This is a genomic window from Nonomuraea fuscirosea (assembly GCF_003001935.1).
In the GTDB taxonomy this organism is placed as follows: domain Bacteria; phylum Actinomycetota; class Actinomycetes; order Streptosporangiales; family Streptosporangiaceae; genus Nonomuraea; species Nonomuraea fuscirosea.
Window position 1 is genome coordinate 331,211 of record NZ_PVNG01000004.1, and the last position, 18,710, is coordinate 349,920.

General features: G+C 71.9%; 16 protein-coding genes. 8 read left to right on the plus strand and 8 right to left on the minus strand.

Translation table 11 applies throughout. The annotated features are described in order from the left end of the window. The first annotated feature begins 281 nt into the window (after window positions 1-281). The 3 genes from B0I32_RS11595 (at window position 282) to B0I32_RS11605 (ending at window position 2,497) form a co-directional block, all read left to right on the plus strand. Window positions 282-1,145: a terpene synthase family protein gene (locus B0I32_RS11595; RefSeq protein WP_106237655.1), complete on the plus strand. Its 864-nt coding sequence runs from the start codon at window positions 282-284 to the stop codon at window positions 1,143-1,145. 258 nt (window positions 1,146-1,403) lie between these two features. Further along, window positions 1,404-1,997, plus strand: a complete 594-nt coding sequence (locus B0I32_RS11600) for a GTP-binding protein (protein WP_106237656.1) — start codon at window positions 1,404-1,406, stop codon at window positions 1,995-1,997. A gap of 23 nt (window positions 1,998-2,020) precedes the next feature. Beyond that, on the plus strand, window positions 2,021-2,497 hold the full coding sequence (locus B0I32_RS11605; protein ID WP_106237658.1) for an Lrp/AsnC family transcriptional regulator: 477 nt from the start codon (window positions 2,021-2,023) through the stop codon (window positions 2,495-2,497). 11 nt (window positions 2,498-2,508) lie between these two features. On the opposite strand, the gene B0I32_RS11610 is transcribed toward B0I32_RS11605, so the two are convergent. Further along, window positions 2,509-3,708 (minus strand): ROK family protein, encoded by a 1,200-nt coding sequence (locus tag B0I32_RS11610; protein WP_106237660.1) that lies wholly within the window; start codon window positions 3,706-3,708, stop codon window positions 2,509-2,511. 386 nt (window positions 3,709-4,094) lie between these two features. On the opposite strand from B0I32_RS11610, the gene B0I32_RS11615 reads away from it, so the two are divergent. The 5 genes from B0I32_RS11615 to B0I32_RS11635 all read left to right on the plus strand — a co-directional run bounded on the left by B0I32_RS11615 (window position 4,095) and on the right by B0I32_RS11635 (window position 10,812). Beyond that, window positions 4,095-6,260, plus strand: a complete 2,166-nt coding sequence (locus B0I32_RS11615; RefSeq protein ID WP_245955766.1) for a HelD family protein — start codon at window positions 4,095-4,097, stop codon at window positions 6,258-6,260. A gap of 553 nt (window positions 6,261-6,813) precedes the next feature. Next, window positions 6,814-8,448 carry an apolipoprotein N-acyltransferase gene (gene lnt / locus B0I32_RS11620; RefSeq protein WP_245955767.1) on the plus strand — a complete coding sequence of 545 codons (1,635 nt, stop codon included), beginning with the start codon at window positions 6,814-6,816 and terminating at the stop codon, window positions 8,446-8,448. Beyond that, entirely contained in the window at window positions 8,445-9,194 is a 750-nt protein-coding gene (locus tag B0I32_RS11625; protein WP_106237666.1) for a polyprenol monophosphomannose synthase, read from the plus strand. The genes lnt and B0I32_RS11625 overlap by 4 nt, the downstream gene beginning before the upstream one ends. Before the next feature lie 170 nt (window positions 9,195-9,364). Next, window positions 9,365-9,901 carry an FxsA family protein gene (locus B0I32_RS11630; RefSeq protein WP_106237669.1) on the plus strand — a complete coding sequence of 179 codons (537 nt, stop codon included), beginning with the start codon at window positions 9,365-9,367 and terminating at the stop codon, window positions 9,899-9,901. A gap of 29 nt (window positions 9,902-9,930) precedes the next feature. Continuing rightward, window positions 9,931-10,812, plus strand: coding sequence for a hypothetical protein (locus B0I32_RS11635; RefSeq protein ID WP_146178126.1), 882 nt, complete (start codon window positions 9,931-9,933; stop codon window positions 10,810-10,812). A gap of 103 nt (window positions 10,813-10,915) precedes the next feature. Here B0I32_RS11635 and B0I32_RS11640 read toward each other — a convergent pair whose 3' ends face one another. The 7 genes from B0I32_RS11640 to paaZ form a co-directional block, all read right to left on the minus strand. After that, the gene (locus tag B0I32_RS11640; RefSeq protein ID WP_106237674.1) at window positions 10,916-11,260 is read right to left on the minus strand and encodes an RNA polymerase-binding protein RbpA; all 345 of its coding nucleotides are present in this window, start codon (window positions 11,258-11,260) and stop codon (window positions 10,916-10,918) included. A 190-nt stretch (window positions 11,261-11,450) separates the two neighbouring features. Continuing rightward, entirely contained in the window at window positions 11,451-11,816 is a 366-nt protein-coding gene (locus B0I32_RS11645) for a hypothetical protein (RefSeq protein WP_106237676.1), read from the minus strand. Between the two features lie 162 nt (window positions 11,817-11,978). Next, on the minus strand, window positions 11,979-13,520 hold the full coding sequence (locus B0I32_RS11650; RefSeq protein WP_106237677.1) for a dihydrolipoamide acetyltransferase family protein: 1,542 nt from the start codon (window positions 13,518-13,520) through the stop codon (window positions 11,979-11,981). Then, complete coding sequence (locus B0I32_RS11655; protein ID WP_106238259.1) at window positions 13,517-14,527, minus strand: alpha-ketoacid dehydrogenase subunit beta; 1,011 nt, start codon at window positions 14,525-14,527, stop codon at window positions 13,517-13,519. Before B0I32_RS11655 ends, B0I32_RS11650 begins: the two co-directional genes overlap by 4 nt. Before the next feature lie 187 nt (window positions 14,528-14,714). Further along, a complete protein-coding gene (pdhA, locus tag B0I32_RS11660; RefSeq protein WP_106237680.1) occupies window positions 14,715-15,833 on the minus strand; it encodes a pyruvate dehydrogenase (acetyl-transferring) E1 component subunit alpha in 1,119 nt (372 codons plus the stop codon). Between the two features lie 215 nt (window positions 15,834-16,048). Then, a complete protein-coding gene (locus B0I32_RS11665; protein WP_393265876.1) occupies window positions 16,049-16,570 on the minus strand; it encodes an Lrp/AsnC family transcriptional regulator in 522 nt (173 codons plus the stop codon). Beyond that, entirely contained in the window at window positions 16,567-18,612 is a 2,046-nt protein-coding gene (gene paaZ / locus B0I32_RS11670; protein WP_106237684.1) for a phenylacetic acid degradation bifunctional protein PaaZ, read from the minus strand. The genes B0I32_RS11665 and paaZ overlap by 4 nt, the downstream gene beginning before the upstream one ends. Between the last annotated feature and the right edge of the window lie 98 nt (window positions 18,613-18,710).

The window sequence follows — 18,710 nt, forward strand, 5'->3', positions numbered from 1 at the left end:
GCAGGGGACCGCAACCAAAACCGCACAACAAAACGCACCAGAACCGCATCGGGACCGGGGATCGGGCCCGGGACGAGGATCGCGTCGGGAGCGCGTCGGGACCGGCCCCGGTGGGTGATGGGAGAGTTACGGAGAGGGAGGTGACATCGCGGATCCGGATCGGCCACCCGGCCGATGCCTTGATCGGAACCGCATGATCATGAAAGAATTCTTTGACGGGTGTATATCCGGATGTTGGGGGTCGTGGCCCATGATCCGCGAGCCGATCGAGCGGCCTTAGGATGCCGGACGAGCTGGACGAGGCGTTCGAGCTCGGAAAGACATGCGCAACGGCCGCCGAGTGCGGCAGGGACCTGCAGCGATGCGCGCAGATGTACACCGGGCTGTTCCCGCAGGCCGTCTTCGGCACGGAGTTCTTCCACGACCTGACCCTGGCCAGCGCGTTCGGCTCGCCCTGGGCCGGCGCGGGCCGGCTGCGGGTGGTCAACCGGGCCGCCCTGTGGGTGCTGGCCGTGGACCGGCACGTCGAGTACACCGCGACCACCCGCGCGCAGGTCGATCGCATGACCCGAGAATGCCTGTCCGTCGCCGAGGGGGCCGTGCCGCGCACGGCCCTCACGCGTTTCCTGGCCGACCTGCGCGACGAGATGGCGACGGCGGGGGAGTTCGAGCGCCTGCAGCGGGTCTGGCGCGACCAGCTCGCCGACATGCTGGTGGCGATGACGACGGCCTGGGAGTGGCGGGAGCGGCGCGCCGTCCCGACGCTCGCCCGCTACGTCGACAACGCCGACTGCAGGGGCTCCAGCTTTGTCGATCTGTCGCACTGGATCTACGTGGCCGACGACTGGTCGAAGGCGCATCTGGACGATCTGCGCGCCGCGAGCAGGCAGGTGCAGCGCTACCTGCACCTGCTCGGCGACGTCGTCTCCTACCGCAGGGACATGAGCTGGGGCGATCTCAACGTGCTGGCGCTCGGCGTGGAGCGTACGGAGGTGACGGACGCGATGACGGAGCTGGCCGGCGAGGCGTGTGAGCTCATCGAACGGCTCCGCCCGCACAGCCCGAGGACCGCCTCCTACCTGCGCAGACAGATCGGATTCAGCGCGGGTTACACCGGAGTTTCGGGCTTTCGGCGGGTGCCGTAACGGCCTCGTCTGAATCCATGACAGACAAACTTGACTGTTACTCTGTTAAGGCCGCGAATAACGGGGCGCTGGACGACAAACCGTGTCATTTTGTTTCTTGTAAAAGATTGCGGCTTGAGTGGAAAATGTGGCGTTGCTAGGGTGTCTCGATGCCAGGCATGTGGATCAGCCTTCTCAACGCGCCTTGACAGGTACCACTGACCACGGCACCTCAGGGGCGGGGTTGCGCATGCGCGGGATAGGTACGGGCGGTGCTGGATGGAAGTCGGTCGCACAGACCGTTGGCGGCTGCCGACAGCGATCAAGATTCTGATCGCGGGCGGCTTCGGCGCGGGCAAGACCACGATGGTCGGCGCCGTGTCCGAAACGCGGCCTCTGCGAACAGAGGAGGCCCTGACCCAGGTCGGAACGCACATCGACGACTTATCAGGAGTCGAACGCAAGCTCACCACCACCGTGGCCATGGACTTCGGCCGCATCACGATGGCCAACGACTACATGCTCTACCTGTTCGGCACCCCGGGGCAGGAGCGGTTCTGGTTCGTGTGGGACGAGCTGGCCATGGGGGCGCTGGGCGCCGTCGTGCTGGCCGACACCCGGCGCCTCGACGACTGCTTCCCGGCCGTCGACTACTTCGAGAAGCGCGGCCAGCCGTTCATCGTGGCGCTCAACTGCTTCGACGGCACCAGCCCCTTCACGGTAGGCGAGGTGCGCTCGGCGATCGGCCTGGAGCCGGACATCCCCATCGTACGCTGCGACGCGCGCCGCAAGGACTCCGGCAGGGAGGTGCTCATCACCCTGGTCGAGCACGCGATGCGCAGAGGAGTCAGTCCCGTCGGGACCATGTCGTGACCATGACCGGCTACCTTTGACCGATGGAGGAGATCGACCGCCGGATCGTCACGCTGCTGGCCCGTGACGGCCGGATGAGCTTCACCGACCTGGCCAGGGAGACCGGGCTCTCGGTCTCAGCGGTTCACCAGCGCGTACGCCGGCTGGAGAAGCGGGGAGTGGTCCGCGGATACGCCGCGATCGTCGACCACGACGCGGTGGGGCTGCCGCTGACCGCCTTCGTGTCGATCAAGCCGATCGACCCGGCAGCGCCCGACGACGCCCCCGAGCGGCTGGCCCACCTGGCCGCCATCGAGGCGTGCCACAGCGTGGCCGGCGACGAGAGCTACATCCTCAAGGTGCGGGTGGCCTCGCCGGTGGCGCTGGAGGACCTGCTGCAGCAGATCCGCGCCTCGGCCAACGTCTCGACCCGCACCACGGTCGTGCTGAGCACCCCGTACGAGCACCGCGCCCCCGCCGTCGCCGGCGAACCCGCGCCCGCCCCCGAGGGCCAGGCCTGAGCGGCGATCGCTCAGCCCCCGATCCCGGCCACGCCGAACACCTCGTCGCGTACGGCGGCCAGGGCCAGCTCCAGGGCTCCGGCCAGCACCGGGTTGCCCTCGACGCTGGACAGGCGGACCTTGGGGCGGGGGATGGTGAGCGCGTGCAGCTCCTGCTCGACCAGCTCGCGCAGCGGCTCGCCGCCGGGCAGCACGACGCCGCCGGTCAGCACGATCAGCTCGGGGTCGACGACCGAGGTGATCGCCGCCAGGCCCACGGCCAGGCGGGCGGCGACGTCGCGCAGCCCCGCCCTGGCGTCCTCGGCCTTCTGCCCGGTGCCCGCCGCCGCCCGTACGGCACTCGCGACGGCCTGACGGAAGTCGCCGCCGCGCACGCCGTACGAGCGCAGCAGCTTCAGCACGGCGGGCCCGCCGCTGAGGGCCTGGAAGCCGTGGTTGGCGTAGCGGCCGGACTCGCGTGCCGTCGGCGCGCCGGGGATCGGCATGTAGCCCACCTCGCCGGCCCCGCCCGTGGCGCCCCTGTGCATCCGGCCGTCCAGCACGACGGCGCAGCCGATGCCGCTGTCGGCCCACAGCAGCACGAAGTCGCGGTGGCCGCGGGCCGCGCCGTGCGCGCGCTCGGCCGCCGCGACCAGGTTGACGTCGTTCTCCACGGCCACGGGCACGCCGAGGCCGGCGCTGAGCGCGGGCACCAGGCCGGGCAGCTGCCAGCCCGGCACGTCCTCGGCGGCGGCGTACCCGAGCCTGCCGGTGGAGGGGTCGACGGCGGCCTGCACGCCGATCACCACCCGGCTCAGCGGGCCGGGCGCGTCGGTGCCGCGCAGCGCGGCCTGCAGCCGCTCGACCAGGTCGCCGCGCGGGCGGCCCGGGGTGGGCAGCACGTGCTCGCCGACCACCGTGCCGGTCAGGTCGGCCACCGTGGCCTCGATCCGCCCCGGGGTGACGTCGAGCGCGCCCACGTACGCCGCCGCGGGGTTGATCCGGTAGACCTCGGCCGTACGGCCGGGCAGGCCCTCCCTGACGCCGTCCAGCACGACCAGGCCCGCCCGCCGGAGGCGGAGCAGGAGCTGGGAGGCGGTGGGCTTGGACAGCCCCGTCAGCGCGCCGATCTCGGGACGGGTCAGGGGGCCCCGCTCGATGAGGGCGCGCAGGGCGGCGCGATCATTGATGGCGCGTAGCAGACTGGGAGTCCCCGGGACCGGGCCGCTCACGGCATGTCTCCTTCATCGTTGTTAGGAAACTTTCCTAACTAATGTGACGATAGGAAGAGCCGTGGGCGCGGGTCAAGGGGCGCGACCAAGACGTGACCAGGGCTGAGGAAAGCTTCGGCAAGCCCGGGGAAGGTCAGGAAGGGGGAAAGCGATGAGAGTGCCTCGACAGGCATGCTAATGTCGTCGTTTGTCGTAACAACAAGCAGAATGGCCCGGAGTGTCCCATTAACCACATTAACGGTCAGGCGGCAACTCGTCAAACCGAGCTCGCCAGGGAGCAGGCGTACGTCACCACCCTGTACGACCGCCTCGACACCCTGCGTGAGCGTACCCAGCGGCAGCTCAAAGAAGTGCTCGCCGCGGGCGCCGTCGGTACGATGCAGAACATGTCCGAGCGCGACGCGTTCGCCGAGATGCACGCCACCCGCCTGGCCCGGCTCTGGGCCGTCGAGCGCGGCCTGGTCTTCGGCCGGCTCGATCACACGGACGAGGGCCGGCTGTACATCGGCAAGCTCGGCCTGACCGACGACGAGCAGCACCGCCTGCTCATCGACTGGCGGGCCCCCGTGGCGCAGCCGTTCTACCGCGCCACCCCGTCCGCGCCCATGGGCGTGACCAGGCGCCGGCACCTGCAGACCAAGGGCCGCGACGTCGTCGGCGTGGACGACGACCTGCTCGACCTCGACTCGCTCACCGACGACGACCGCGCCACGCTCAACGGCGAGGCCGCGCTGCTGGCCGCGCTCGACGAGCGGCGCACCGGCCGCATGCGCGACATCGTCGCCACCATCCAGTCCGAGCAGGACCGCGTCATCCGCAGCGACCTCAACGGCGTGCTCGTGGTCCAGGGCGGCCCCGGCACCGGCAAGACCGTCGTGGCCCTGCACCGGGCCGCCTACCTCCTCTACACCCACCGCCAGCGGCTCGAACGCCGCGGCGTGCTCATCCTCGGCCCCAACCTGACCTTCCTGCGCTACATCGAGCAGGTCCTACCCTCGCTCGGCGAGACCGACGTGCTGCTGTCCACCGTCGGCGAGCTCTACCCGGGCGTGACGGCCACCGCCAGGGAACGGCCCGAGGTGGCCGCGCTCAAGGGCGACCCGCGGATGGCCGACGTGATCGCCAGGGCGGTGCGCGACCGGCAGAAGATCCCCCGCCAGCCCATCGAGGTCACCCTCGGCCGGATCACGCTCACCATCGACCGGCCCATGCTGGAGGCGGCCAGGAACAAGGCCACCCGCTCGCGCCGCCCGCACAACCAGGCCCGCGCCGTCTTCGTCCGCTCGCTGCTGAACGCCCTGGCCAGGCAGCAGGCCCGCAAGATCGGCAAGGGGCTCATCGACGAGGAGGAGCTCGCCGACCTGCGCGAGGAGCTGCGCACCGAGCCGGCGATCAAGTCCGCGCTCAACCGGCTCTGGCCGTACCTGACGCCGCAGCGTCTCCTGCTCGGCCTGTACGGCTCCCCCGACCGCCTCGGCGCCGCCGGCTCCGCCCTGACCCCCGAGGAACGCCGGCTCCTGCGCCGCGAGGGCTCGCGCGCGGGGGAGTGGACCGAGTCCGACGTCCCCCTGCTCGACGAGGCCGCGGAGCTGCTCGGCGAGATCGACGAGCACGTGCTGCGCGCCAGCGCGATGCAGGCCGAGGAGGAGCTGGCCGCCGCCCGGCAGGCCGAGCAGAGCGAGCGCGAGGCCGAGATCGCCTACGCCCGTGAGGTCCTGGAGCTGACGGGCCTGTCCGACGTCGTGGAGGCCGAACGGCTGGCCGAGCGCCAGCGCGGCGACGGCCCCTACCTCACCACCGCCGAACGCGCCGCCGCCGACCGCACCTGGGCCTACGGCCACGTGATCGTGGACGAGGCGCAGGAGCTGTCGCCGATGGCGTGGCGGGCCGTCATGCGGCGCTGCCCGACCCGGTCGATGACGATCGTCGGCGACATCGCCCAGACCGGCTCGGCCGCCGGGGCCCGCTCGTGGGAGGAGGTGCTCGACCCGTACGTGGCCGGGCGCTGGCGCCAGGAGCGGCTGAGCGTCAATTACCGTACCCCGGTCGAGCTGATGGCCGTGGCCGCCCGCGTCCTGGCCACCATCGACCCCGCCCTGCGCGCCCCCGACTCCGTGCGCGAGGTGGACGCGCGGCCCTGGGCCGCGCCGCTGACCGCGCTGCCCGCCCTGGTCAAGGCGGAGACGGACGAGGGCGGCAAGGTCGCCGTGGTCGTGCCCGACGCGCTGCTGGCCACCCTCGGCGAGCAGGTCGCCGCGGCCGTGCCCGGCACCGTCGTCGTCTCGCCCGGCGCCGCGCGGGCCAAGGGCGCCGAGGCCCTGGACGCGCCCGTCGCGGTCATGAGCGTGACCGACGCCAAGGGGCTGGAGTTCGACTCCGTCGTCGTGGCCGAACCCGACCTCATCGCCGCCCAGTCGCCACGCGGTCCCAGCGACCTGTATGTTGCTCTCACGCGTGCGACACAGCGGCTCGGGGTCGTCCACGAGCGGCCGCTGTCGCCCGCGCTGCGGGACTTGCCAAGCCGCTCCCCGGTGCCCGCTAATGGGCTTTGACCGGCTTTACGGCCACCGGCCGAACATGTCCTACCTGCGAAAACTTGATGTTTCTGCTGATCGGGACACGGTTGACATCTGAGGTGGAGTCGGTAGTTTGCTGCGCAGTCCAGCACGGGACTTGGCCGGTTGGCCGTCTCTGACATCGCCGGATCCTGCGTCCGTGACGGAGTGTGACTTCGTCCACACAGCCAGGTGCAGGGCCGTCGGTCCGTCGAGTCGGGGCACCCCAACCGGGCGGGGGGTTGGACCCGGGACGGGTCCGGGAGCCCAGTAGACAACGGAATTCCGAGCTCGCCGCCGACGAGACGGGTCCGGTCCGAAGGGTTTCCGGGCCCTCTTCCCGCTCTCGTGCGCCGGACCGACATCGCGCCGGGTGATCCCGTTCAGCCACGGGATCACCCCGCCGCTCCGCTTCCGCCCTCAGCCGATAATCCGATCACCCGTGGCGCGCCGGACCTGAGCGCGGCCGCGGGGCGGTAGCGTTTTCGCCAGCAGGCATGATGAGCAGGCTTCGCGAGCAGGCTTCGTGACACGGCGAGGAGACCCCGGAGTGGTTCAGGAGACAACGAGCCCACCGCCCGCGGCCGGGCACGCCTCCGATGGGGCGGCGCGGCCGTGGGCGCGATGGGTGCTGCCGGGCCGGGTCGCCGCGGCCGCCATCGGCGGCCTGGCCCTCTTCGCGGCCTTCCCGCCGCTCGGCTGGTGGCCGTGCGCCCCCCTGGGCGTCGCCCTCGTCATCGGCTCCCTGTACGGCACCCGCGCCAGGCGGGCGGCCTGGCTCGGTTACCTGGCCGCCGCCGTGTTCCTGCTGCCCGCCCTCGCCTGGGTGCGCACCATCGGCGACGACGTGTGGTTCATGCTGGTCGCCACCGAGTGCCTCTTCTACGCCGCCATGGCCGCCCTGGCCGCGCCCGTGTTCCGGCTGCGGGGCTGGCCGCTGTGGTTCGCCGGCCTGTGGGTGCTCATGGAGTGGGCGCGCAGCCTGGTGCCCATCGGCGGGTTCCCCTGGGCCAGGGTCGCCTTCAGCCAGGGCGAGACGCCGTACACGCCCTATGCCGCGCTCGGCGGCGTGCCGCTGGTGTCGTTCGCCGTCACGCTGAGCGCCGGCCTGCTGGCGCAGGCCGTGCTGACCCGCCGAGCCGCCCTGCCGTCCGTGTTCAGCCGCCTGGCCGGCTCGTCGTCCGCGCGGGCCGCCGTGCTCGGCAGGGCCCTTCCGGTGGCGCTGGCGCTGCTCGTCCCCGCGCTCACGTTCGCCCTGCCCAGGCCGGGTGACGAGGGCCGCACCGTCAACGTCGGCATCGTCCAGGGCAACGTCCCCGGCCGGGGCATGTACGCGCTCGGCGACGAGCCCGCCGTCGTGCTGCGCAACCACGCCGGTGAGACCAAGCGGCTGGCTCAGGCCGTACGCGACGGCAAACTGCCCAAGCCCGACATCGTCGTCCTGCCGGAAAACTCCACCGACATCGACCCCTACCGCGACGAATACGCCCGCCAGATCATCCAGGACGCCGTCTCCGACGTCGGCGTGCCCACGCTCGTCGGAGCCGTCGTCGCGATCGGCAGCGACGAACGCGCCACCCGCAGCCTCGTCTGGGACCCGGTGACCGGGGCCGGCGACTACTACGACAAGCAGGACCTGGTGCCATTCGGCGAATACACGCCGTTCAAGGACCTGGTGCTGGCGCTGTGGGAGCGGGCCAGCCTGGTCGGCAGGCAGTCGGTCCCCGGCGACGAACCGGGCGACCTGAAGATGGGGCCGGTCACGGTCGGCGCGGTCAACTGCTACGAGGTGGCCTACGACGGCACCGTCCGCGAGACCGTCCGCGCCGGCGGCACCCCGATCGTCGTGCAGACCAACAACGCCAGCTACGCCGAGTCCAACCTGCCGCCGCAGCAGCTGGCCATGTCGCAACTGCGCGCCGTCGAGCACAACCGGGCCGTCGTCACCGCCGCCACCACGGGGATCTCGGCATACGTGACACCTGACGGTAAGGTCTCCTGGCAGACTCGCGAACTTGTCCCTGACATGAACGTGGTCAAGGTGCCCGTGCGGACGCAGGAAACGATCGCCACCAAGGTGGGCGGCCTGCCCGAGTGGGCACTGATGGTGATGGGAGCGGCGGCGGCCGGAGTCGCCGTGTGGCGTGGCAGGCGGCGAGGCGATCGGATGAGGAACGACGGATGATGGAGACTCTCGGCCGGGTGCTCGTCGTCGTGCCCACCTACAACGAGCGCGACAACCTGCCGGCGATCGTCGAACGGGTGCGCGCCGCCGTGCCCGGCGCCCACGTGCTCGTGGCCGACGACAACAGCCCCGACGGCACCGGCGAGGTCGCCGACGGGCTGGCCGACGCGGACGAGCAGGTGCACGTCCTGCACCGGCCGGGCAAGCAGGGCCTCGGGGCCGCCTACATCGCCGGGTTCCGCTGGGGGCTGCAGGAGGGCTACGACGTCCTGGTCGAGATGGACGCCGACGGCTCCCACCAGCCCGAGGAGCTGCCCAAACTGCTGGAGGCGCTGGCCGACGGCGCCGACCTGGCCATCGGCTCGCGCTACGTGCCCGGCGGCAAGGTGGTCAACTGGCCGCAGCGGCGCGAGCTGCTGTCCAAAGGGGCCAACATCTACACCCGCGTCATGCTCGGCCTGCCCGTACGCGACGCGACCGCAGGCTTCCGCGCCTACCGGGCCGCCACGCTGGAGAAGGTGGGGCTGTCCGGGGTGGAGTCGCAGGGCTACTGCTTCCAGGTCGACCTGACCCTGCGCACCTCCCGGCACGGGCTGAGGGTGGTGGAGGTGCCCATCACGTTCGTGGAGCGGACGGTGGGCAAGAGCAAGATGAACGGCAAGGTCATGTCCGAGGCGCTGTGGCGGATCGGGCTGTGGGGCGTCACCGGGCTCCCCAAGCGCCTCAGGGGCAACCCCAGATCCTGAACCGGCCTGACACCTCGACGGCCCCGCGCGCGCCGGACCACGGCGGCTGAGCGCGAGGGTGTCAGGGGCGGGTCCGGAATGTCCCTGATTCGCCGGCCACGCCGGAACGCTCAGCGGCTTCCGGGCGTTGTGTCTGCTGTAAGGCGCGCGTGTGCGGAATCGAGGAAACGATGCGGCTGCTGCTCTTCCTGGCCTTCCTGGTCGTCCCGGTCCTGGAGATCTGGCTGCTGATCCAGATCGGGTCGGTGATCGGCGGGCCCGCCACCATCGCCCTGCTCATCGCCGACAGCCTCCTCGGCGCCTGGCTGGTCCGCCGCGAGGGACGCCGGGCCTGGCGGGTGCTGCAGGACGCGATCAAGTCCGGCCGCATGCCCGACCGCGAACTGGCCGACGGCGGCATCATCCTGGTGGGCGGCACGCTGCTGCTGACGCCGGGGTTCTTCCTCGACGTGTTCGGCTTCCTGTGCCTGATCCCGTTCACCCGGCCGATGATGCGCCGCCTGGGCGCGTACTTCTTCGAGCGCCGGATCAAGAAGATGGCGGCCTCCTCGCCGTACGCGGGCCTCTTCGCGCCGTCCGCCGGCTTCCCCGGGCAGGACGCGGGGCCGTACGCGGACGAGGGCAGGGACGCGCGGGCCGGTGCGCCGCAGGGCGGCCGGGTGGTGCACGGTGAGGTGATCCGCGAGGACCGCGACTCCGCGTCCTGAGGGGGCCTGCGGGCCCTTATGATCATCGCGTGCGTTCACGGGGTCTCTCATCGATCGTGCTCGTGATCATCCTGACTGCAGGGTGCGGGGGGCAGGCGGCTCCGCCATCCGCCGAGGCGGTGGCCCGGCAGGCGGAGGACTCGGCGGGAGTGCGGATCGCCAAGCTGGTCCGCCTGGATTACGGTGCGGCGATGCCCACCCCTCCGGGGGAGGACGACCTCGTCGTGCCGGTCGACATCGGCGAATACGACGAGAGCCGGACCACCGGGGTCATGCGGCTCGGCGCGGACGCCTCCGACCTGACCACGACCTTTCACCGCACCAACGTTCCCGGCGAGCTGAAACTCGTCCCGGACGATCTCTCGTCGATGACGACCAGGGTCATCTCGATCGACGGCTCCGGCACCTACGAGCATCGGGCCGATCGGAGGGACGTTCCGGCCGGCAAGACCTGGCTGCACCACAGCGGCAGCGGCTGCGGAACGCTGGAGCGCGCCGTCGGATCACTCGACCTGCGGGCGATCCTGTCGCCCGAGGTGCTGCGGAAGCTCACGGCCCCCGCTCCCTCTCCCGGAGAGGTCATCGACGGGGTCGGCACGGTCGTGCACGCGGGGAGCGCCGCGCAGAGCGAGTTCAGCGGGCCCGCCCCGGGCGTCGACCCCGCCACCCTCGAGGTGCTGCGCGAGCGGTTCCGCTCGGTGGAGGTCTCATGGCGGTTGTGGGCCGGGCCGGACGGGCTTCCCCGCCGGCTCCGCCTTGAGGAGGCCATGCCGGCGGCCGAAGAGGGCATGCCCAGGACCTCCGTGACCGAGATCGACTTCACCGGCTGGGGAAGTGACGTCACCGTCGTGCCCCCGCCGGCGGAGCAGGTGCACGAGGCCGGCAGTTGTCTCGCCCCGGAACCCCGGTGACCTCCCGTCGCGCCCCGTCCGCTCCCATAGGGAGGGAGCCGGGTTTTCCGGGCAAGACGAAACCCCCGGGCGGTCGGCCCGGGGGTTTCACCGTGAGAGTAGGTCAGGCGCTCTTGCGACGCTGCGCCCGCAGCACAGCAAGCCGCTCGTTGAGCACCTCTTCAAGATCCTCGATGGACCGCCGCTCCAGGAGCATGTCCCAGTGTGTCCGCGGGGGCTTGGTCTTCTTGGACTCCGGCTGCTCGCCGTCCATGCGGACCGCGGTCGCACCGCACATGCGGCATTCCCAAGTCGCGGGAATCTCGGCCTCTGCGGCAAGCGGAACCTCGAAATGATGGCCCTTCGGACAGGTGTAGGACACCTCCTGGCGCGGGGCCAGATCCGTGTTACGGTCGTTCTCGTAGCTGGTTGCCCCGAGCCGGGTGCCACGAAGTGCGCGCTCGCCCATGTCTAAATGCCTCCTACAGGGCCCCCTTGCGTGGGGGGTCTGTCTCCCACGGTGTCTAACGCTTGGTACCGTGATGGGATTCCCACCCGCGGGGTGATCCAATCGCGCTTGGCGCCTCGGTTCTTCACATGATCGTCGATCAAGGCCGCGGCCTGGGGTTTCATGTCCGGTCCGCGGCTTTTCCCCGCGATCAGCGCGCCCACGGCGGACTGTCGCCCATTTTCTGGTAGTACCGGGCCAAATGGCTTTTGACGCGGTCCACCTCGTCCGCCGGTAGGTCGATGCCGCCGCGGGCGCCCTGCATGATGTTGCCGGCGGCCATGACGGCACGTGGCACCGCCTTCAGCCGGCCTCCGACGACGTCGGCGATCAGCAGCTTGTAACTGCCGAAGTTCCCGGGCTTGTCGCCGTCGTACCAGATGTGCGCGTCCCGGTACGCGGCGTCCGGCTCGTCCTCGGCGTCCGCCCAGGCGCGCACCCGCTTGTCGGCCGCGTCACCGTCCCACTCACGGTCACGGTCGGCCAGAGGCAGATCTTGGAACCTGGTGACAGTCATGCCTTCCGGCTACCCGGCCTGGTTCGGGTAAACGGAGGGCTCGCGAACCTTTGCCGAGCCCTCCGCGCACCGCTCCGCAGGTCGGACGCCGACGTCCGCGCGGGTCTGACGCCGACGCCCGCGCGGATCGGACGTCCGGCGCGGGCCGATCGCGCGTGCGGGTCAGAGGTCGGCCAGGAGGATCGCCGGGTTCTCCACGCAGTCGGCCACGTGGCGGAGGAAGCCGCCGGCGGTGCCGCCGTCGCAGACCCGGTGGTCGAAGGTGAAGGAGAGCTGGGTGATCTTGCGGGCGGTGACGACCCCGCCGCTCACCCAGGGCCGGTCGATGATGCGGCCCACGCCCAGCAGTGCCGCCTCGGGGTGGTTGATGATCGGGGTGGAGCCGTCCACGCCGAAGACGCCGTAGTTGTTGAGCGTGAAGGTGCCGCCGGTCAGCGCCTGCGGAGAGAGCCTGCCCGCCCGGGCCAGGGCGGTCAGCCTGGTCAGTTCGGCGGCGAGCCCGGCGGTGGTCAGCAGGTGGGCGTCGCGGATCACCGGCACGACGAGGCCGCGTTCGGTCTGGGCGGCGAAGCCGAGGTTGACGTGGCCGTACCGGACGATCTCGGAACGGTCCGTGTCCACCGACGAGTTCAGCTCGGGGAAGCGGCGCAGACCGTCCACGCAGATGCGTGCCAGCAGGGCCAGCAGGCCGATGCCGAGGTCGGGACGGGAGCGCCTGAGGGCGTCCCTGGCCGCCAGCAGGTCGGTGGCGTCCACGTCCACCCAGGTCGTGGCGTCGGGGATCTCGGCGCGGCTGCGGCTCAGCTTCTCGGCCACGGCCCGGCGCAGGCCGCGCAGCGGGACGCGCTCGTCCACCAGCCCCCTTGCCCGGAAGCCCTGGACGTCGTCAGGGTCCGCGTCGAGGACGGGAGCGGGGGCGGAGGCGGGCCGGCTCGTCCGCGCGGCGATGCCGTGCGTGGGGATCGCCTGTTCGGCGACGGTCTGGTCACCGACGGTCTGGTCTCCGACGATCCGGTCACCGACGTCCTGGTCGGCGATGGCCTGTTCGACGTCGCGTCGCAGGATCACGGCGTGCGGGCCGGTGGGGGTGACGTCGGCCAGGTCGATGCCGTGGTCGCGGGCCATCCGGCGGACCAGCGGGGAGATCACCCGCGGCGCCTGCGACCCGACCGCGGAGACCTCCTCTGTCGCGCCACCAGGGCCTGCGCGATGCTCACCCCCTGAGGGACGGTCCCCCACGAGACGGCCTCCCCTGGGGCGCTCGGGGGTGAGCTGCTCGACCCTGGGACGGCCGGTCATCGAGCGGGAGGCACGGCGGCGCCGGGTGGCGGGGGTGTGGCCGGTGCCGTAGCCGATCAGGACGTTGCCGGAGCCCGCGCGCTCCTCCTCCCGGTACTGCGCCGCCGCCCCTGAGCCCGCTTCCGGCCGGTCGCCGGCCCCCGTGGGGGTTCCGGGCGGGCCGATCTCGATGAGGGGGAGGCCCACCGACAGGACGGCGCCGGGAGCGGCGTGCAGCGCCAGCACGGTGCCCGCGTACGGGACCGGCACCTCCACCGCGGCCTTCGCGGTCTCGACCTCCACCACGATCTGGTCGACCTCGACCGTGTCCCCGACGGAGACCTTCCACTCCAAGATCTCGGCCTCGGTCAGCCCTTCGCCGAGGTCCGGCAGGCGGAACACCTGCCGCGCGGCCGTGGCCGTCATGACGCCGCCCCTCCGCTCAGGTGCAGCACGTCCGGCCGGTCGTCGAACTGCAGCCGGTCCACCGCGTCCAGGATCCGGTCGACGTCCGGCAGGTGCGCGTGCTCAAGCTTCGGCGGCGGGTACGGGATGTCGAACCCCGTGACGCGCAGCACGGGCGCGGCCAGGGAGTGGAAGCAGCGCTCCTGGACACGGGCCGCGATCTCGGCGCCCACTCCGGCGAACCCCTGCGCCTCCTGGACCACCACGCACCGCCCGGTCCTGCGTACGGAGGCCATGACGCTCTCGTCGTCGAACGGGACGATCGTCCGCAGATCCACCACCTCCAGGGACCGGCCCTCCGCGGCCGCCGCCTCGGCGGCCTGCAACGCCACCGGCACGCCGGGGCCGTAGGCGACGAGCGTGGCGTCGCCACCCGCGCGCCGCACGGCCGCCCGCCCGAACCCGGGAGCGCGCCGCTCACCGGGCGTGAACTCCTCCTTGGCCCAGTAGAGCCGCTTCGGCTCCATGAAGATCACCGGGTCGGGGTCGGCGATGGCGTCGCGCAGCAGCCAGTACGCGTCCTCGACGGTGGCGGGGGTGACGACCTTCAGCCCGGGGGTGTGGGCGTAGTACGCCTCGCTGGAGTCGCAGTGGTGCTCGACCCCGCCGATTCCGCCCGCGAACGGGATGCGGATCACCATGGGCAGCGACAGCAGGCCGCGGGTGCGGTTACGGGTCTTGGCCACGTGCGAGACGATCTGCTCGAACGCCGGGTAGGCGAAGGCGTCGAACTGCATCTCGACCACCGGACGGAACCCGCCCATCGCCATGCCCACGGCCAGTCCCACGATCCCGGACTCGGCGAGCGGCGTGTCGAAGCACCGTTCCTCACCGAACTCCCTGGTCAGCCCGTCGGTGACGCGGAACACCCCGCCCAGCGGGCCGACGTCCTCGCCGAAGACGAGCACCCGCTCGTCCTCGCGCAGCGCGTCCCGCAGGGCGGCGTTCAACGCCTGCGCCATCGACATCGACGCGGGGACAGGCGCCGACGGCTCCGGCTTCGACTTCGACTTCGCCTTCGCCTTCGCCACAGGCTCCGGCCTCGGCTGCCGCGTCGGCGTCGATCGCGACGGCTCGGGCCTCGGCTTCGGACCGGGCGTCGTCGCAGGCGGTGCGGACATCGATTCGGACATCGAATCGGACATGGCGGTCATGTCACTCCTCCGGGGCGCTCAGCTCGGCCGCGAGCAGCGCGCGCTGCTCGCGCAGCTGCGGCGTCGGGGCGGCGAAGACGTGGTCGAACAGCTCGAACGGGTCCGTCTCCGGCTCCGCGTTCATCCGGTCGCGGACGCGGGCCGCGTACTCCTCGGCGGCCTCGTGCGCCGCCTCGACGCCGGCCGTGTCGAGCAGCCCCCGGCCGCGCAGGTAGGTCTCCAGCCGGGCCAGGGGGTCGGCCGCCTCCCACCGCGCGACCTCCCCGGCGTCGCGGTAGCGGGTGGCGTCGTCGGCGTTGGTGTGCGACTCGATCCGGTACGTGTGCGCCTCGACCAGGAACGGCCCGCCGCCCTCGCGGGCATGCCGGACCGCCTCGGTCAGCACGGACAGGACCGCGACGAGGTCGTTGCCGTCCACCTGCTCGGAGCGGATCCCGTACCCGACGCCCTTGTAGGCGAGCGCGGGGGCGGCGCTCTGCCGGGCCAGCGGCACCGAGATGGCGTACTTGTTGTTCTGCACGAAGAACACGACGGGGGAGCGCAAGACGGCCGCGTAGTTGAGCGCCTCGTGGAAGTCGCCCTCGCTGGTGCCGCCGTCGCCGACGAAGGCCATCGCGACCGCGTCCTCGCCCCTGCGCCGCAGCGCCTCCGCCATGCCGACCGCGTGGATCGTCTGGGTGGCCAGCGGCGTGCACTGGGGCGCGACGCGAGTGGCCGCGGGGTCGTAGCCGCAGTGCCAGTCGCCGCGCAGCAGCGTGAGCACCTCGACGGGGTCGAGGCCGCGGGCGACCAGGGCCACGCAGTCGCGGTAGGTGGGGAACAGCCAGTCGTCCGCGCGCAGTGCGAGGACGCCGGCGATCTGGCAGGCCTCCTGCCCCCTGCTGGACGGGTAGACGGCGAGCCGGCCCTGCTTGGTCAGCGCGGTCGCCTGGCGATCGAAGCGGCGGCCCAGGACCATGTGGCGGTAGGCCTCCACGAGCAGGTCGTCCGCGGGCGCCCCATAGCCGGCCGGGTGGTCGCCCTGGTAGCCGGCGGGCGGGGCGGCGGTGCCGTCCTCGGCGACGAAGCGTACGGGGACGGGCTCGGGGAGAAGACCGTCGGCCACCTGACGATGGGACATGGCGACGCTCGCTTTCGCTGGACGTTTGACAAGAGAAGCGTCCGCGTCACGCGCCATCTGTTCAAGACATCAGGCGCAATGGGCGACAAATGGCCTCAAGTGGGTTTATTGCGGGCCAAATGTCGATCCAATAGCAGGCCGGCCGGGAGAACGCCGGACGTTTTGCCGTGCTCGCCCCAGGCCCTCCCGATGCTCGCTCCGACGTGTCTCCCGGCTCACCCCGGGCCCTTGCCCCATTCCGCGCCCCGGCCCCGGGCCTCGTCGAACACGAGCCAGGTCCGGGTGGCGCGCACACCCGGGATGTCCTGGATGCGTTCCAGCACCATGTGCCGCAGCGCCGCGTTGTCCGGCGTCCTGACCAGCACCAGGATGTCGTAGTCGCCGCCGACCATGGCGAAGTGCTCCACGTAGGCGATCTCGCGCAGCCGCGCCGACACCTGCCGCCAGGAGTTCTGCTCGATGGTCACCGAGACGTACGCGCTGGTGCCCAGGCCCGCCTTCGCCGGCGCGATCTCGGCGGTGAAGCCGGTGATCACGCCGTCGTCGATGAGCCTGGTCAGGCGGGCGTACGCGCTGGCCCGGGAGATGTGCACGTGCTCGGCCAGCGTCCGCACCGACATGCGGCCGTCACGCAGCAGCTCGGCGATGATCGCCCGGTCCACCTCGTCCAGCGGCGCGGCGGCACGCCCCGGCCAGCCCTCGCCGGACCGCTCGGCGGGCGGCGCGGGCCCGTTCACCGCGTGTCCTCCTCCCACGTCTTGGCCACCAGGGTGAGGACGTCGTACGTGGCGACCGGCTGGCCCTCCTGATTGCTCACCACGGCGTCCCAGCGGACCTCGCCGTAGTCGGCCCCGCTGCGCGGCGTGATCTGCTTGACCGTCAGCGTCACGGCGATGGCGTCGCCCGCCTTGACGGGGGTGAGGAAGCGCAGCGCGTCCACGCCGAAGTTCGCCAGCACGGGCCCGGGCGCCGGGTCCACGAAGAGGCCGGCGGCCAGCGAGACGACCAGGTAGCCGTGCGCGACGATGCCGCCGAACAGCGGGTTGCGCGCGGCCGCCGCCGCGTCGGTGTGGGCGTAGAAGGTGTCGCCGGTGAACTCGGCGAAGTGCTCGATGTCGGCGAGCGAGACCGTGCGCGGCTCGGAGGCGATCGTGTCGCCGATCCGCAGCTCGGCCAGTGACTTGCGGAAGGGGTGCACGCCCGTGTCGGCGCGGGCGGCGCCGGTCGTCCAGCGTCCGGTGACCGCGGTGAGCAGGTCGGGCGAGGCCTGTACGGCGGTGCGCTGCATGTGGTGCAGCACCCCGCGGATCCCGCCCAGTTCCTCACCACCGCCGGCCCGCCCGGGGCCGCCGTGCACGAGGACGGGCAGGGGCGAGCCGTGCCCGGTGGACTCCTTGGCGTCGTCCCGGTCGAGGACGAGCACCCGGCCGTGCCACGGCGCGAGCCCGAGCACGACGGCCCTGGCGACCTCCGGGTCATGGGTGACGACGGAGGCGACCAGGCTGCCCCGGCCCCGCGCGGCCAGCGCGACGGCCTCGTCCAGGCCGTCGTAGGGGAGCACGGTGCTGACCGGGCCGAACGGCTCGACGTCGTGCGGCTCGGTGGCGCCGGGCCGGGCCCGCAGCACCAGCGGGGTCATGAACGCGCCCCTGGTCGCGTCCCCGTCCAGCAGGGGAGCGCCGGCGGGGTCGCCGACCACCACGTCGGAGCTCGCACGCAGCGCCTCGACGGCCTTGCGCACCTCCTCGCGTTGCCCGAGGCCGGCCAGCGCGCCCATGCGCACGTCCGGGTTGCGCGGGTCGCCCACGCTCACCTTCGCCAGGCGCGCGGCCAGCGCCTCCACCACCTCGCCCGCGAGCGACGACGGTACGAGCACGCGGCGGATGGCGGTGCACTTCTGTCCCGCCTTGACCGTCATCTCGGTGACGACACCCTTGACGAACAGGTCGAACTCGGGATCGCCAGGACGCACGTCGGGGCCGAGGACGGAGCAGTTGAGCGAGTCGGCCTCGACGCCGAGCACGACGCCGCCGTCCAGCACGTTCGGATGGCGGCGCAGGATGCCGGCGGTGTGGGCCGAGCCGGTGAAGGCCACGGAGTCCTGCACGGTCAGCTCGTCGAGCAGGCCGCCCGCGCTGCCCGCGACGAGCTGGAGCGTGCCCTCGGGCAGGATCCCCGACGCGACGATCAGCCGGACGGCGCGCTCGGTGAGGTAGGCGGTCTGGCTGGCCGGCTTGACGATCGAGGGCAGCCCGGCCAGGAAGGCGGGGGCCAGCTTCTCCAGCATGCCCCAGACGGGGAAGTTGAACGCGTTGATCTGCACGGCCACGCCCGGCCTGGAGGCGTAGAGGTGCTGGCCGACGAACGTGCCGCCCTTGCCCAGCCGCTCCAGCCCGCCGTCCAGGACGACGGTGTCGTTCGGCAGCTCGCGCACGCCCTTGCTGGCGTAGCTGAACAGGGTGCCGATGCCGCCGTCGACGTCCACGGCGGTGTCGCGGGTGGTGGCGCCGGTGCGCAGCGACAGGGCGTACAGCTCGTCCTTGTGCTCCAGCAGGTACTTGGCCAGGGCCTTGAGCAGCGCGGCCCGCTCGTGGAAGGTCAGGGACCGCAGCGCGGGACCGCCGGTCGCGCGGGCGTGGCGGACCATCGCCGCGACGTCCAGCCCCCGGCTGGAGATGCGCGCGACCTCCTCACCCGTGGCGGCGTCGAGCAGCGGCTCCCCGTCGTCGGCCGGGCGGAACCACCGTCCGGCGGCATAGCTCTCCAGCAGCGTGCTCACACTGTCTCCTCTCCCCGGGCGTGACCTGTTGCGCGGGCACCCCTCCCTGTGCGACCTTATTACTGACCGAGCGATAAGTAAATGAGCCGGAGGGTCTC